General features: G+C 63.7%; 11 protein-coding genes and 2 pseudogenes. 10 read left to right on the top strand and 3 right to left on the bottom strand.

The window, feature by feature from the left end; genetic code table 11:
- Nucleotides 1-22 precede the first annotated feature (22 nt).
- The 7 genes and pseudogenes from DBO86_RS08385 (at nucleotide 23) to gloA (ending at nucleotide 10,790) form a co-directional block, all read left to right on the top strand.
- Complete coding sequence (locus DBO86_RS08385) at nucleotides 23-1,096, top strand: ABC transporter substrate-binding protein (protein WP_108233454.1); 1,074 nt, start codon at nucleotides 23-25, stop codon at nucleotides 1,094-1,096.
- Nucleotides 1,097-1,242: 146 nt separating this feature from the next.
- Nucleotides 1,243-2,478: an ABC transporter permease gene (locus DBO86_RS08390; RefSeq protein WP_108233455.1), complete on the top strand. Its 1,236-nt coding sequence runs from the start codon at nucleotides 1,243-1,245 to the stop codon at nucleotides 2,476-2,478.
- Nucleotides 2,479-2,485: 7 nt separating this feature from the next.
- Complete coding sequence (locus tag DBO86_RS08395) at nucleotides 2,486-3,340, top strand: ABC transporter permease (protein WP_084340443.1); 855 nt, start codon at nucleotides 2,486-2,488, stop codon at nucleotides 3,338-3,340.
- Nucleotides 3,341-3,555: 215 nt separating this feature from the next.
- Nucleotides 3,556-5,394 (top strand): dihydroxy-acid dehydratase, encoded by a 1,839-nt coding sequence (ilvD, locus tag DBO86_RS08400; RefSeq protein ID WP_074855348.1) that lies wholly within the window; start codon nucleotides 3,556-3,558, stop codon nucleotides 5,392-5,394.
- 105 nt (nucleotides 5,395-5,499) lie between these two features.
- Nucleotides 5,500-9,567, top strand: a complete 4,068-nt coding sequence (locus DBO86_RS08405) for a DEAD/DEAH box helicase (RefSeq protein ID WP_108233456.1) — start codon at nucleotides 5,500-5,502, stop codon at nucleotides 9,565-9,567.
- A pseudogene (locus DBO86_RS08410) lies at nucleotides 9,567-10,024 on the top strand (metallophosphoesterase family protein). The gene DBO86_RS08405 and the pseudogene DBO86_RS08410 overlap by 1 nt, the downstream one beginning before the upstream one ends.
- A 238-nt stretch (nucleotides 10,025-10,262) precedes the next feature.
- Entirely contained in the window at nucleotides 10,263-10,790 is a 528-nt protein-coding gene (gloA, locus tag DBO86_RS08415) for a lactoylglutathione lyase (RefSeq protein ID WP_021490448.1), read from the top strand.
- A 72-nt stretch (nucleotides 10,791-10,862) separates the two neighbouring features.
- On the opposite strand, the gene DBO86_RS08420 is transcribed toward gloA, so the two are convergent.
- Together DBO86_RS08420 and DBO86_RS08425 are read right to left on the bottom strand one after the other, a co-directional pair.
- Entirely contained in the window at nucleotides 10,863-11,510 is a 648-nt protein-coding gene (locus DBO86_RS08420; RefSeq protein WP_084340447.1) for a YitT family protein, read from the bottom strand.
- Nucleotides 11,511-11,624: 114 nt separating this feature from the next.
- The gene (locus tag DBO86_RS08425; RefSeq protein WP_108233457.1) at nucleotides 11,625-12,137 is read right to left on the bottom strand and encodes a dihydrofolate reductase; all 513 of its coding nucleotides are present in this window, start codon (nucleotides 12,135-12,137) and stop codon (nucleotides 11,625-11,627) included.
- A gap of 133 nt (nucleotides 12,138-12,270) precedes the next feature.
- On the opposite strand from DBO86_RS08425, the gene DBO86_RS08430 reads away from it, so the two are divergent.
- The 3 genes and pseudogenes from DBO86_RS08430 to DBO86_RS08440 form a co-directional block, all read left to right on the top strand.
- On the top strand, nucleotides 12,271-13,413 hold the full coding sequence (locus DBO86_RS08430; RefSeq protein ID WP_108233458.1) for a glycerophosphodiester phosphodiesterase: 1,143 nt from the start codon (nucleotides 12,271-12,273) through the stop codon (nucleotides 13,411-13,413).
- A 45-nt stretch (nucleotides 13,414-13,458) separates the two neighbouring features.
- Nucleotides 13,459-14,865 carry a DUF2868 domain-containing protein gene (locus DBO86_RS08435; protein ID WP_208630400.1) on the top strand — a complete coding sequence of 469 codons (1,407 nt, stop codon included), beginning with the start codon at nucleotides 13,459-13,461 and terminating at the stop codon, nucleotides 14,863-14,865.
- Nucleotides 14,866-15,003: 138 nt separating this feature from the next.
- Nucleotides 15,004-15,780, top strand: a pseudogene (locus DBO86_RS08440) (GTPase/DUF3482 domain-containing protein); the annotation flags it as partial.
- Nucleotides 15,781-15,809: 29 nt separating this feature from the next.
- Here DBO86_RS08440 and DBO86_RS08445 read toward each other — a convergent pair.
- Nucleotides 15,810-16,286 (bottom strand): IS66 family transposase (locus DBO86_RS08445; protein WP_146173183.1); only part of this gene is annotated, 477 nt, incomplete at its 5' end.

Here is a 16,286-nt window from a genome sequence, read left to right on the forward strand (position 1 = left end):
TAGAAGCACATGGAGCACAACAATGGCTAGATCACTGACTACCAGCGTTTCCACCTTCGCCCTGGTGGCGGCACTGGGACTGGCAACGGGCAGCGCCACCGCCCAGGACAGCCTTACCGTGGTGTCCTGGGGCGGGTCCTACGGCGCCGCGCAGAAGAAACACGTTATCGACCCGTACCAGGCGGAATCCGGCGTCAAGGTCCTGTTCGAGGACTACTCGGGTGGCGTTGCCGAGATCAAGGCTCAGGTCGAATCCGGCAACATTCAGTGGGACGTGGTCGACTTCGAGGTGATCGACCTCGAACGCGCCTGCTCCGAAGGCCTGCTGGAAACCATCGACCACAGCGTACTGCCGGCCGGCATCGACGGCACCCCGGCCGCACAGGACTTCATCCCCGAAGCCCTGGCCAGTGAGTGCGCGGTGGGCAACATCGTCTGGTCGGTGGTGTTCGCCTACAACCAGAACACCATCGGCGGCACCAAGGCTGCCAGCATCGGCGACTTCTTCGACACCGCCAAGATTCCCGGCAAGCGCGCCCTGCGCAAACGCCCGCAGGTGAACATGGAATGGGCACTGCTGGCCGACGGCGTGGCGCCCGATGAAGTCTACGAAGTGCTGGCCACCCCGGAAGGCCAACAACGCGCCTTCGACAAGCTGGACAGCATCAAGAAGGACATCGTCTGGTTCGACTCCTGGTCGCAGGCGCCACAACTGCTCAATGACGGCGGTGCGGTGCTGGTGCAGTCGGCCAACGGCCGCTTCTACGACGCCATCGTGCAGGAGAAGAAGCCCTTCGAAATCGTCTGGGACGGCCACGTCTACGACCTCGACGCCTGGGCCATCGTCAAAGGCTCGAAGAAGAAAGACCTAGCTATGGAATTCATCAAGTACGCCACCGGCTCCAAGCCGCTGGCCGGCATGCCGGACGTCGCCTACGGCCCGACCCGCAAGTCGTCCATGCCGCTGGCAGACCAGACTGCGACGCCGCACCTGCCGACCGCTCACCTGGATAAAGGCATCCAGGCTGGCTCCGAGTTCTGGGCTGACTATGGCGAGTCGTTGGGTGAGAAATTCAACGAGTGGTTGTTGAAGTAAAGGCCATCAGCTCCCCTCTCCCACTTGTGGGAGAGGGGTTGGGGGAGAGGGTGAATCTGTCACCCTCTCCCCAGCCCTCTCCCGTAAACGGGAGAGGGAGCTACTGATCGACACTTGCTGTGCGCCCTGTTTTACGGAGTAACACCTTGTCATCCCTGACCACCAGCGAAGCCGGCCAAGCCGCCAGCGCCCGTCGCAAGAAGCGCGTCGCCGCCTTTCTGTTCGTGGTGCCACTGCTGCTGTTCATCCTCGTCACCTTCGTCGCCCCGATCGGTACCATGCTGTGGCGCAGCGTGCATCACCCGACCGTGGCCGAGCTGATTCCCCTGACCCTGGCCGAGCTCGAACGCTGGGATGATCACAAGCAACTGCCGGACGAAAAAACCCTGCAGGTCTTCGCCAGCGAACTGCATGGCCTTAACCAGCAACGCCTGTCCGGCAAGCTCTCCGAAGAACTCAACCGCGCCTATACCGGCATGTCCAGCGTGGTCAAAGCCACTGCCCGGCGCGTTGGCCGACTGGACGCCCAGGCGCTGCAAAGCCAAGGCGTGCAGACGCTGCTCGAGGCCCACCGCAACTGGAGCAAGCCCGAGCTGTGGTACGCCATCGAGCGCGCCGGCAAGGTTTACACCTACGATTACTACCTGACCGCACTGGATCTGGAGATGCACCCCGACGATGGCATCCAGGTGCGCCAGGACACGCAGATCTATCTGCAGCTGTATTCCAAGACCCTGAACATGGCACTGGTCATCACCCTGCTCTGCGCCCTGCTCGGCTACCCGCTGGCCTACTACCTCGCCGGCCTGCCGTCGAACCGCGCCAACCTGCTGCTGGTGCTGGTGCTGCTGCCGTTCTGGACCTCGCTGCTGGTGCGTACCACCTCGTGGATCGCGCTGTTGCAGACCAACGGCGTGATCAACTCCTTCCTCATGGGCATCGGCCTGATCAGTCAGCCCTTCGAGATGCTCTATACCTCGTTCGCCACCGTGGTGGCGATGACCCACATCCTGCTGCCGTTCATGATTCTGCCGCTGTACAGTGTGATGCGCGGCATCGACCCCAGCTACATGCGCGCCGCACTCAGCCTCGGCGACAAACCGATCCCAGCCTTCGTCCGCATCTACTTCCCGATGACCCTGCCCGGCCTCAGTGCCGGGGCGCTGCTGGTGTTCATCATCTCGGTCGGCTACTACATCACCCCGGCACTGGTCGGTGGCACCGACGGGCAGATGATCAGCAACATCATCGCCTTCCATATGCAGCGTTCGAACAACTGGGAGCTGGCCGCCGCACTGGGCTCGTTGCTGCTCGGGCTGATCCTGTTGCTGTACTGGGTGTACGACCGTTTCGTCGGCGCCAGCAACATCAAGTTGGGATGATGAGACGATGAAGATCCCCGCCTACTACGGCTTCTGGCACCACCTCGGACACTGGCTGCTCAAGGCCAGCTCCTGGCTGGTGCTGCTGTTTCTGATTCTGCCGATCCTGGTGATCGTGCCGCTGTCGTTCAACGCAGAGCCGTTCTTCAGCTTCACCGAAGGCATGCTCACCCTCGACCCCGAGGCCTATTCGCTGCGCTGGTACCGGGAGGTATTCAACGATCCGAAGTGGATACTGGCGATCAAGAACAGCTTCTTCATCGGCATCCTCTCGACCATCCTCGCCACCATTCTGGGCACCTGCGCCGCCATAGGCCTGGCCCGCGATGAGATGCCGTTTCGCCGCTTCATCACCGCCCTGCTGCTATCGCCGATGATCGTGCCACTGATCATCACCGCCGCCGGCATGTTCTTCTTCTACTCCAACCTCGGCCTGGCCGGTGGCTACCTGGGCGTGATCCTGGCCCATGCCGCACTTGGTACGCCGTTCGTCATTATCACTGTCACCGCCACCCTCACCGGTTTCGACTACAGCCTGGCGCGTGCTGCGCTGAACCTCGGCGCCACGCCGATTCGCGTGTTCTTCGACGTGATCATGCCGCTGATTCGCCCCGGCGTGATCAGCGGCGCGCTGTTCGCCTTCATCACCTCGTTCGATGAAGTGGTGGTGATCCTGTTCATGGCCGGCCCACAGCAACGCACCATTCCCCGGCAGATGTTCTCGGGCCTGCGCGAGCAGATCAACCCGAGCATCCTGGCCATCGCCACACTGCTGATCCTGGTCTCCATCGCCCTGCTGGTCACCCTGGAACTGCTTCGCCGACGTGCCGAGCGGATGCGCGGGATCGAAATACCGCATTGAGCCGTCACGGGCCTGCGCACGACCGGCAACCTTCCCCCGCCAGCCCTGCCGGGCGTAGAATCGCCCCATTCCCCGCCCGGCATCCTCCGGCGGGCCTGTGAGCCCTGGCCGCACGAACGGCGATCCCGTTTCGTCATGCAGCCCACACTACGCGGCGACCTGCCGCCCACCGACGCTCACCGCCTATACAACCGCATTAGCCGCAGGAATCCGTCATGCCCGATTACCGCTCGAAAACCTCCACCCACGGCCGCAACATGGCCGGCGCCCGCGCCCTGTGGCGCGCCACCGGGATGAAGGACGAAGACTTCAAGAAACCGATCATCGCCATCGCCAACTCCTTCACCCAGTTCGTGCCCGGCCACGTGCACCTGAAGGATCTCGGCCAACTGGTCGCCCGCGAGATCGAGAAGCACGGCGGCGTGGCCAAGGAATTCAATACCATCGCCGTCGATGACGGCATCGCCATGGGCCACGACGGCATGCTCTATTCGCTGCCGAGCCGCGAGATCATCGCCGACTCCGTGGAATACATGGTCAACGCCCACTGCGCCGATGCCATCGTCTGCATCAGCAACTGCGACAAGATCACCCCCGGCATGCTGATGGCCGCCCTGCGCCTGAACATCCCGGTGGTGTTCGTCTCCGGCGGCCCGATGGAAGCCGGCAAGACCAAGCTGGCCAGCCACGGCCTGGATCTGGTCGATGCCATGGTCATCGCCGCCGACTCGACCGCCTCCGACGAGAAAGTCGCCGAGTACGAGCGCAGCGCCTGCCCGACCTGCGGCAGCTGCTCCGGCATGTTCACCGCCAACTCGATGAACTGCCTGACCGAAGCCCTCGGCCTGTCCCTGCCGGGCAACGGCTCGACCCTGGCCACCCACAGCGACCGCGAGCAACTGTTCCTGCGCGCCGGCCGCCTGGCCGTCGAGCTGTGCCAGCGCTACTACGGCGAAGGCGACGAGTCGGTACTGCCGCGCAACATCGCCAACTTCAAGGCGTTCGAAAACGCCATGATGCTGGACATCGCCATGGGCGGTTCGACCAACACCATCCTGCACCTGCTGGCCGCCGCCCAGGAAGCCGAGATCGAGTTCGACCTGCGCGACATCGATCGCCTGTCGCGCAAGGTGCCGCAGCTGTGCAAGGTGGCGCCGAACATCCAGAAGTACCACATGGAAGACGTGCACCGCGCTGGCGGCATTTTCTCCATCCTCGGCGAGCTGGCCCGTGGCGGCCTGCTGCATACCGATGTGCCCACCGTGCACAGCCCGAGCATGGCCGACGCCATCGCCCAGTGGGACATCACCCAGACCCGCGACGAAGCCGTGCACCACTTCTTCAAGGCCGGCCCGGCCGGTATCCCGACCCAGACCGCATTCAGCCAGAGCACCCGCTGGGAAACCCTCGACGACGACCGTGCCGAAGGCTGCATTCGCAGCGTCGAGCACGCTTACTCCCAGGAAGGCGGACTTGCGGTGCTGTACGGCAACATCGCCCTCGATGGCTGCGTGGTGAAGACCGCGGGTGTGGACGAATCGATCCATGTCTTCGAGGGCAACGCCAAGGTCTTCGAGAGCCAGGACAGCGCGGTCAAGGGCATCCTCAATGACGAAGTGAAGGAAGGTGACATCGTCATCATCCGTTACGAAGGTCCGAAAGGTGGCCCTGGCATGCAGGAGATGCTCTATCCGACCAGCTACCTGAAGTCCAAGGGTCTGGGCAAGGCCTGCGCCCTGCTCACCGACGGCCGCTTCTCCGGTGGCACCAGCGGCCTGTCCATCGGCCACGCCTCGCCGGAAGCGGCAGCAGGTGGCGCCATCGGCCTGGTCAACGACGGCGACAAGATCCTCATCGACATCCCCAACCGCAGCATCAACCTGCTGGTCAGCGATGAAGAACTGGCCGCCCGCCGTGCCGAACAGGACAAGAAAGGCTGGAAGCCGGCCGCACCACGCGCGCGCAAGGTAACCACCGCACTCAAGGCCTACGCCCTGCTCGCCACCAGCGCCGACAAGGGTGCGGTGCGCAACAAGGCCATGCTGGACGGCTGATACCCGCCCCCTGCCTAAACTAAGCCCGGCCATGTGCCGGGCTTGGTCGTTTTATCGATAGCCACTACCATTTGCCCTCCGTCAGGTTGCCAGAGCCCCGTTCTTATGCCCAAGTCACCCGTCGCGTTTGAAGCCTTGCCGTATCACTTGCAATCGGTGCTATTCAACCTGGCGCCCTGTGTCATGGGGCAGAACAAAACCGCATTGCTCAAACACCTGCGCGCGCTCAACGTGCGCCTCTCCAGCTCACGGCAGCTTGATCACACATGCTTCAGCGAGGTGGCCAAGGAACTCATCGCAACCGGCTGGCTAACCCAGGGGCAAAGCGACAGGCACACCTTGTTTGGCATCACGCCGAATCTACGCAACGAAGTACTGCTGCGTCTGTTCAAGTCAGAGGATCGCGTCGCATTGCTCAAGGCACATGTGCAACAGCTAACCCCGCTCGACACCTGGTCATCACCGTCCAGCAAACGGCTCATGGAGGAAGTCTGGCTGGCGATCATCGCTGACGATGCCGATTACCTGGCACAGGCGCTGGAGCAACTGGACGATGTGGTCCCCATCCATGAATCGCTGGAATGGCACCCGATCCGGCAGATGCTCAACGACGAAGCCGGGCAGACCCTCTTGGCCAGACTGTCCCTGCCGGTTCGCCAGCTACTGCTCGACGACCACCTGCAACTGGCCGCGATAGCCTGCTCACCGGCCGAGCAGAGCTATCGAATGGCCCTGCAGAGCCTGCAACAGCACAACGATATGGAGCTTGGCTTGCAGGTACTGCTGCACGCCCTGTGGCGCGGCGATCAGGCAACCCTCGAGCAGATGGCCCTTGAGACGCGCAGCCTGATGCATGTGATCATCAGCCTGTTCGCCAAGGGCGCCTTACGCGACATGCTGGCCGTGCTACGTGAGTGGATGGCCGATCTGCGCAAGCAGACCAAAAAGCGCAAGATCGACCTCCCGCCGACACTCAACGCGCTGTACTGCCTGGCGCTGATTCAGGAAAACGATCCCAAGCAGTTACCGACGCTCAAACAAGCCCTACAACTGGGCAGCAAACAGGGGTATGGCATCGCCTATCAGCTGCTGCTGAGTTTTCTCGACCTGCGCCAAGGCAGTCGACCGCCGCAGTTGCACAAACTGCCGCCACTGGCTCCGGGCCTGGATGGGTTGCTGCTCGGCCTGGCGCTGTACTGGCTGGATGAGCCGCTGGCCAGGCAAAAGGCTTGGCGTAACGCCTTGCAGGAACAGGCGCAGCAGCTATGTGAAAATGGCTATCGTTGGCTCGCCGATGAATACGAAGCGCTGATCAGCCGCCAATTCGGCGGCAGCGCGCCACTGCCTGATGGTGCGCTGCCCCTGGTAGACCTGTATCAGCGTCAGGAAAGCTGGCAACTGGCACTCAACGCACTGAGCCTGATCCGCTCACCGGCCAACCCGGTCAAGAGCGCCGAGCAACAAACGCGCCTGGCCTGGCTGCTCCACATGGACCGCTACAGCGGTCTGATGCTCGAGCCCCGCGAGCAAAAACGCAACGCCAAGGGGCAATGGAGCAAGGGCCGCCCCGTTGCCCTCAAGCGTCTGCTCGAGGACGGCGACAGCCTGGACTTTCTCTGCGATCAGGATCGTGAGGCCAGCCGCCTGATCCAGGTCGAGAACAGCTATTACGGTGGTCGCCAGTACAGCCTGCCGGCTTCCCTTGCACTGCAGCGCCTGGTGGGCCATCCCCATCTGTTCTGGCAGGATGCGCCAGAGGTAAGGGTCGACGTCAGCCTGGGCGAGCCCGGCCTGCAGCTCAAGGAAAGCAAAGGCCAGATCAGCCTGCGGCTTCAGCCTGAGGGCATCGGCCACGGCGAGTTGCTGCTGGTGAAGGAAACCCCCACGCGACTGAAGATCTACCCAGTCAGCAAGGAGCTGCGGCAGATCGCCGAGATCATCGGTGACGGCCTCAACGTGCCGCTGTCAGCCAAGGTGCAACTGGTCGAAGCCATTGGCAGTATCGCCCCGTTGCTGCCCATCCACTCGGATATCCCGGAGCTGACCGCGCACGTCGAAGAGATAAGCGCCGATACCCGCCTCTACGCTCATCTACTGCCGTTGGCCGAGGGGCTGCGCTTGCAATTGCTGGTGCGGCCGCTGGCTGAAGGTGGCTGGTTCCGGCCAGGGCATGGCAGCGAGCGCCTGCTGGGTGAGCGCGACGGTAAAACCGTGCAAGTGGCGCGTAATCTCAAGCACGAACGCAAAGCCCTGCAACAGATCCTCGACGCCTGCCCAGCCCTGGCCAATGCCGACAGCGACGGTCAGGAGTGGCAACTGGAAAACCCGCAGGACGCCCTGCAGGTGCTCAGCGAGCTGCAGGCCATCGACGGCCAGCTACTCGAATGCGTATGGCCGGAAGGCGAGCGCATGCGCATCAAGGGCCGCAGCGAGATCCAGCACCTCAAGCTTGGCCTCAAGCAACAAGGCGACTGGTTCCAGCTTCAAGGCGAGCTGACCCTGGATGACGGCCGGGTGCTGCAGCTACGCCAATTGCTGGAGCTGCTCAAGGCCAGCCCTGGCCGCTTCATCACACTGGGCAGCAATGACTGGCTGGCCATCGGCAACAGCCTGCGCAAGCGCCTGGACGAACTGAGCCACCTGGCCGAACGGATCAACGACGATGGCCTGCGCCTGAGCCCGCTGACCACCCCGCTGCTCGCCGAACTGGCCGAGGAAGCTGGCGAATTCAAGGCCGGTCAGGACTGGCAGGCCCACCTGCAACGCCTGCAGTCCCTGCGTGATTATCAGCCAGCGGTGCCAAGCACCTTGCAGGCCGAGCTGCGTGATTACCAGCAAGAAGGCTTTGCCTGGCTGGCACGCCTGGCACAGTGGGGCGTGGGCGCCTGCCTGGCCGACGACATGGGCCTCGGTAAAACCGTACAAACCCTGGCCCTGCTGCTGTTGCGCGCCGCACAAGGCCCACAGTTGGTGGTGGCGCCGACCTCGGTAACCCTTAACTGGCAGGCGGAAAGCAATCGCTTCGCCCCGACCCTCAACATCCGCGACTACCAACGCACGCGCACCCTGGAAGGTCTGGGCCCACGGGATCTGGTCATCGTCAGTTACGGCCTGCTGCAACAGGATGCCGACGCATTCAGCAAACAACCCTGGATCAGCGTGGTGCTCGATGAGGCGCAAGCGATCAAGAACGCCCAGACCAAACGTTCGCAGGCTGCCATGGCCCTGCAGGCCGACTTCCGCCTGATCGCCACCGGCACCCCACTGGAAAACCACCTGGGCGAGTTGTGGAACCTGTTCCGCTTCATCAACCCCAGCTTGCTCGGCAGCCAGGACAGCTTTAGCCAACGCTTCGCCACCCCCATCGAACAGGGCGATGCCTCGGCGCGGCGAGCTCTGAAGAACCTGATCCAACCCTTCATCCTGCGTCGCCTGAAAAGCCAGGTACTCGATGAGCTGCCCGCGCGTACCGAGATTACCTACAAGGTGCCGCTGTCCGAGGCCGAAGCCCATCAGTACGAAGCCCTGCGCCAACAGGCCGTAGACAACCTCAGCGCCCCCGACGAAGAGCGCAGCCCTCTTCAGGTGCTAACCGAGATCACCCGCCTGCGACGCTTCTGCTGCCACCCCTCACTGGTGATTCCGAGCAGCCCCCTGAGCAGCAGCAAACTTCAGGCCTTCGCGGAAATCGTCGAAGAGCTGTTGGAAAACCGTCACAAGGCGCTGGTCTTCAGCCAATTCGTCGACCACCTGAACATCGTCCGCGCCTGGCTGGATGAGCGCGGCATCCACTACCAGTACCTCGATGGCGCCACCCCAGCCAAGGAGCGCCAGAAGCGGGTCAACGCCTTCCAGGCCGGTGAAGGCGAGATATTCCTGATCAGCCTCAAGGCCGGTGGCAGCGGCCTCAACCTGACCGCCGCCGACTACGTCATCCACCTCGACCCCTGGTGGAATCCGGCAGTGGAAGACCAGGCCAGCGACCGCGCTCACCGCATGGGCCAACAACGCCCGGTGACCATCTACCGACTGGTTACGGAAAACACCATCGAGGAACAAATCGTCAGCCTGCACGCCCGCAAACGCGACCTTGCCAGCAGCCTGCTCGAAGGCGGTGAGATGAGCGGCAAGCTCGATGCCGATGCCTTGCTGGCACTGCTCAAGGGGCAGTGATGCGCATCGGCCTGATCGCCGACACCCACAACCTGCTGCGCCCCGAAGCGCTAGCAGCGTTGCAAGGCGTCGATCACCTGATCCATGCCGGCGATATCGGCGGCCGCACATTCTGGCCGATCTGGAACGCATCGCACCGCTGTCGGTTGTGCGCGGCAACAATGATCAGGACAGCTGGGCCGACGCCATCCCCGAGCGCCTGACGCTACGCTTCGGCGCCATCGCCCTGCATGTGCTGCACGACCTCAAGCAGCTGGATATCGACCCGGCAGCTCAGGGCATCGACGTGGTAATCGCCGGTCACTCGCACAAGCCGCTGCACGAAAAGCGCAACGGAGTGCTCTACCTCAACCCCGGCAGCGCCGGGCCGCGGCGCTTCAAGCTGCCCATCGGCGTGGGCCTCCTGCATATCGAAGGCCGCCAGGTACGAGCTAAGCTGATTACGCTGGAGGTCTGATCCGGGTGCTGGAATTGGTGGGCTGAAGCGGATCGCCGCCCGGCCCACCCTACTCGATCGGGCATGGCTGTAGGGTGGGCTTCAGCCCACCAATCAAGACACCACGCCAGCAAGGCAGATGAAAGAGTCCCATCCACCCTGCTGTGACATTCGACCTTGAAAAACGCCATGGGCGAAGCCATCTAGGTAGATACGGCCTTTCAGCACCGACCCCATTCCCTACCTGATGGAGAACCCCATGACCCTCGACGAGCTCAACGCCATTCCCGGCGTGACCGCCAAACCCGACGTCGCCACCGCCGACTTCGTCTACAACCACACCATGATCCGCGTGAAGGATCTGCAGAAGTCCCTGGATTTCTACACCCGCGTGCTGGGCTTCACCCTGCTGGAGAAGAAAGACTTCCCCGATGCCGAGTTCAGCCTGTACTTCCTCGCCCTGATCAATGACAAGTCGCAGATCCCGGCTGACCCGGCGGCTCGCCATCAATGGCGCAAGTCGATCCCCGGCGTGTTGGAGCTGACCTACAACTACGGCACCGAGAAAGATCCGGAATTTTCCTACCACAGCGGCAACAGCGACCCGCGCGGCTTCGGTCACCTGTGCGTGTCGGTGCCGGACATCAAGGCGGCCTGCCAGCGCTTCGAAGACCTCGGCGTGGACTTCCAGAAACGCCTGACCGACGGTCGCATGCGCGACATTGCCTTTATCAAGGACCCGGACGGCTACTGGGTCGAGATCATCCAGTTCACCGAAGTGATCTGATTCTCGCCTCCGCGAAAAACGAAACAACGAGGGGCTGTCTCCAGCGAGGCAGCCCCTCGTTCGTTGATGGGCTCAACTGACGCCGACGTAGCGATCCGCCCGGTGATTGATCGCCAGCACCAGATTGAGCATCCCCGCTCCCAGAACCGACAGCAGCACCTTGTTAGGCGACACCACGAAGATCGCCGCCAGCACGATGCTCGCATCGATGGCCATCTGCACGGTACCCGCACGGAAACCGAAGCGCTCCTGCATGTACAGCGCGAGGATGTTCACCCCGCCCAGGCTGGCGCGGTGGCGGAACAGCATCAGCAAACCCAGCCCCATGGCGGCACCACCGAACAGCGCGGCATACACGGCGCTGAGATGGGCAAAGGCGACCCACTGCGGCGTCAGCTCGGCCAGTAGCGAAACCAGCAATACCGCGCAGCCTGTACGCAAGGTGAAACCCCAGCCCATGCACCAGATACCCAGCAAATAGAACGGCAGGTTGACCAGGCAGAACACCAGACCGAACGACCAGCCGGCCTGGTAGTTGGCCAGAAAGGCGATGCCGACGGTGCCGCCTGTCAGCAAACCCGCATGGGCGTAGAAGGCGATGCCCAGCGCCACCAGAGCAGTGCCGAACAGCAGGGCCAGCGCATCTTCCCACAGCGGATGGCGCACGAAGAGTGCAGCGACGGCGCTCGGGCGCTCGTCGATGGGCGATTGCTCAGTCATGAAAGAAACCTGCATCAGAATGCACGAAAAGAAAGTTACGGCAGAGACAAGGCAGTGACCATCACGCCGCGCAGGAGAATCTGGCGGCAGAGATGGCCGGAAAGCTAGGTAGGGTTATGCGCCGCGGCGCTCCCACACTTCGAAGGCGTAGAACGGTGTCTCGGCCGAAGCCGGGTGCTCGACGCTGGAGGTCATGCGCCAGGTAGCCTCGTCGATCTCGGGGAAGAAGGCATCGCCATCAGGCTCGAGGCCGACACGCGTCAGGTACAGACGATCGGCCTGGGCCAGGCCCAGCTCATAAAGCTGCGCGCCGCCGATCAGCATCAGTTCCTCGGCATCCTCTTCGCGCGCCCAGGCGTCGGCTCGTTCGATGGCCTCTTCCAGCGTCGCGAATACCTCGGCACCTTCCAGGGTCAGGCCCGCCTGGCGACTGACCACGATGTTGAGCCTGCCGGGCAATGGCCGACCGAGCGAATCCCAGGTCTTGCGCCCCATGATGATCGGCTTGCCGAGCGTCAGCGCCTTGAAATGCTTGAGGTCCGCCGGCAGGTGCCAGGGCAGCTGGTTGTCGCGACCGATCACACGGTTGTGCGCGAGCGCGGCGATCAGGGAAAGGGGTAGAGTCATTTTCATGGCCGCGAGCATAGCAGAGCACCCAGCGGCCTCGCAGCCCACCTGTGGCCGAAGCAACGCTGTCGTCGTATCGTCACCTTCGCCGTAGCAGGCTAGCGGCTACATCCACGAGCAAGGAGCTAGCGTCATGTCTAAATCACTATCTGCCTGGATATTGGGCGTCACACTGCTGCCACTGTCGGTCTTCGCCAGCCCTACTCAGGATAACGTCCAGGCCGCCATCGACTGGGCCCAGCAGCAACCCAGCGCCAAGCAACCCCAGACCTGGGACACCAAGGCTCCACTGGTGATCGCCCACCGGGGCGCCAGCGGTTACGCGCCCGAGCACACCCTGGCCGCCTACGCGCTGGCAGCCTTTCAAGGCGCCGACTACATCGAGCCTGACCTGGTAATGACCCGCGACGGCCAACTGGTCGCCCGCCATGACAACGAACTGGGGCTGACCACCGACGTGGCGCAGCGCCCCGAGTTCGCCGAACGCAAGCGTACCCAGACGGTCGATGGCGTCAGCCTGGAAGGCTGGTTCAGCGAGGACTTCACCCTGGCCGAGCTGAAAACCCTGCGCGCCATCGAACGCATCCCGCAGCAGCGGCCGGGCAACACACGCTTCGATGGCCAGTTCGAGATACCCACGCTGCAGGAGATCATCGATCTGGTGAAACGGCTGGAAGCCCTCCAGCAACGGAACATAGGACTGTACCCGGAAACCAAGCACCCCACCCACTTCCAGCAACTCGACCTGGCCATGGAGAAACCGCTGCTGGCGGTGCTCGAACGCAACGGCTATGACAGCGCCGACGCGCCCGTTTTCATCCAGTCCTTCGAAGTGGATAACCTCAAGACGCTGAGCAAACTGACCCCAATCCGCCTGGTCCAGCTGCTCTGGATAGAGGGCCAACCCTACGATCAGCAGGTACTGGGCAGTGACCTTGGCTATCAACAGATGATCACGCCAGAAGGCCTGAAAAACATCGCGAGTTACGCCGCCGGCATCGGTCCGGAGAAAGGCATGATCATCCCGCGTGATGCCGCCGGTAACCTGACCGCGCCGACCAGCCTGGTACGTGACGCCCATGCTGCCGGGCTCAAGGTGCACCCCTATACCTTCCGCGCCGAGAACGCCTTCCTGCCCACCAGCCTGCGCAGTGGCGACTTACCAAGTAATCGCGGCGACATCGACGCCGAGCTGCGTGCCTTCCTCGCCACCGGCATCGACGGCCTGTTCATCGACCAACCGGACATCGCCGTGCGTTTGCGCGAGCAGCGCTGATTCGCACCGAGACGGATCAGGGGTTATTCTCAACCCCTGATCCGAATGACGAGACGCCGCGTGACAGACGCCTCCTCCCCTACACCCTTCCAACGCCTCTGGCTCAGCGAGACCATTCGCCTGCGCGAGGAACATGCCGGCCCACTCGAGGACGCCGAAGCCAATCGCCTGGTCCGTGCCGAGCAGGTTGACCTGGCCGAGCGCATCCAGCACCGCGCCCTGCTGCTCGCCCGTCGTGATGGTCAGTGGCAGGCGCTGCTGCACTGGCTGCAGGGCGCACGCCTGGCCGGTCTGCTGCTGGCGCTGTTGGCCCTGCTCAGCGGCTTCGGTCTGGCTCTGGCCGCGTTGGGTGACGGGCGCCAACCCGTCAATGTGTTCTGGGCGCTGGGCAGCCTGCTTGGGCTCAACCTGCTGATGCTGCTTGGCTGGCTGCTGGGTCTGCTGCTGACCCGCGACCACCCTGGCGCGCTCGGTCGCCTGTGGCTGTGGCTTAGCGAGAAGCTGGCACGCGACGCCAGCGCCGCGCAGTTGGCCCCGGCCCTGCTGCTGATGCTGCAACGCCAACGCCTGACCCGCTGGGGGCTCGGCCTGATGGTCAACGGCCTGTGGACGCTGGCCATGCTCGCGGCATTGGCCACCTTGCTGCTGCTGCTCGCCACGCGCCGCTACGGCTTCGTCTGGGAAACCACCATCCTTGGTGGCGACACCTTCATCGCCCTGACCCAAACCATAGGCGCCCTGCCCGCGCTGCTCGGCTTCAGCCTGCCGGATATCGAGGTCATTCGTGCCAGCGGCGATGCCGCCATCGCCAGTGAAGCGGCCCGGCAGAGCTGGGCCGGCTGGCTGGTCGGCGTGGTGTTGGTCTACGGCCTGCTGCCGCGCCTGCTGCTGGCGCTGCTGTGCCTGTGGCGCTGGCAATCCGGCAAAGGCGCGCTGTGCCTGGATCTCGACCTGCCGGGCTACAGCCTGCTGCGCCAGCGCCTGCAACCGGACAGCGAACGCCTCGGCGTCTGCGACCTGGCGCCAGCAGCTCTGCATCAGCCGCAAGGCGGCGCCAGTGCCCAAGCCGGCAGCGGCGCGCTGCTGCTCGGCATCGAACTGGACGAGCGCCGCCCCTGGCCGCCCGCGCCGCTACCCAAGGGCGTGGCCGATGCCGGGGTGATCGACAGCCGCGAACAGCGCCGCCAGTTGCTCGAACAACTGACCCGCTTCCCGCCCGAACGCCTGGCCATCGCTTGCGACCCGCGGCGCTCACCGGATCGCGGCACCCTGGCGCTGCTCGGCGAACTGGCGCGTTGTGCGAGCGCCACGCGCATCTGGCTGCTACCGCCGAGGCCCGGTGAGAGCCTGGACAGCGCGCGCCTGACGGACTGGCACCAGGCAATCGCCAACCTCGGGCTGCCCCATGGTGATACGGCGCCGCTGAACTGGCTGGAGAGCGGACATGACTAGAGAGCCGCAGGCACACGGGCTTCATGTAGGAGCGAGCTCTGCTCGCGAAGCTTTTGCCGTTTGCCATGGTTCGCGAGCAGAGCTCGCTCCTAACTCAATGCACGCTCTGCTTCCGGGCTACCCGGCCGAGACCACGCCATGAGCCCACCACTGAAACTGGCCCTGGTCGGCCACACCAATGTCGGCAAGACCTCGCTGCTGCGCACCCTGACCCGCGACGTGGAGTTCGGCGAAGTCTCACCGCGCGCCAGCACCACTCGCCACGTCGAGGGTGCGCGCCTGTCGGTGGATGGCCAGGCGCTACTGGAGCTGTACGACACCCCCGGTCTGGAAGACGCCATTGCCCTGCTTGACTACTTGGAGCGCCTCGACCGCCCAGGCGAACGCCTGGACGGGCCGGCCCGTCTGAGCCGTTTTCTCGAAGGCAGCGAGGCGCGCCAGCGCTACGAACAGGAAGCCAAGGTGCTGCGCCAACTCATGGCATCCGATGCCGGCCTGTACGTGATCGATGTGCGCGAACCGGTGCTGGCCAAGTACCGCGACGAACTGGCGGTGCTGACCATGTGCGGCCGACCATTACTGCCGGTGCTCAACTTCGTCGCCACTGCCGGCCATCGTGAAAGTGAGTGGCGCGAGGCACTGGCGCGCCTCGGCCTGCATGCCCTGGTGGCGTTCGACAGCGTGGCGCCACCGGAAGATGGCGAACGGCGCCTGTACGAAAGCCTCGCCCTGCTGCTGGAGCGTTCGCGCCCACAGTTGCAGCGCCTGATCGAGGATCACGAGGCGCAGCGCCAGGCCCGACGCCAGGCCGGCCAACGCCTGATCGCCGAACTGCTGATCGACTGCGCCGCCTGCCGCCGCAGCGTCGCCGCGCAACCGGTGCTGGAACAAGGCGCCATTTCTGAGCTGCGTGAGTATGCGTCTGGGCATCCCGTCTTGCGCAACTAAACCAGTCGCCACCTATGCGGCAGCAGCTCCGTAATCTCACTTGCCCGCTGCGTCGGCAGGCGCGTGAGGACGTCCTTCAAATAGGCGTACGGGTCATGCCCGTTGAGTCGAGCTGACTGGATCAAACTCATGATCGCCGCTGTCCGTTTACCGCTGCGCAGTGAACCTGCAAAGAGCCAGTTCTTGCGCCCCAACGCCCATGGCCGGATCTGGTTCTCTGCCCAATTATTGTCAATGGGTACGGCGCCGTCATCGAGATAGCGCGACAGCGCCGTCCAGCGTTTGAGGCTGTAATCCAATGCTTTGCTGATGGCCGAGCCATCGTGCACAAGTAGGCGCTGGGTGATCATCCAGGCATGCAACGCGTCCATCACCGGTACGGCTTTTTCTTGTCGTATTCGGCGGCGTAAATCCGGTTCTAGGTCGCGGACTTCATGCTCGATTTCGTACAGCAGCTGGATGTACCTCAAGGC

Source organism: Ectopseudomonas oleovorans, assembly GCF_003052605.1.
Taxonomy (GTDB): Bacteria; Pseudomonadota; Gammaproteobacteria; order Pseudomonadales; family Pseudomonadaceae; genus Aquipseudomonas; species Aquipseudomonas oleovorans_A.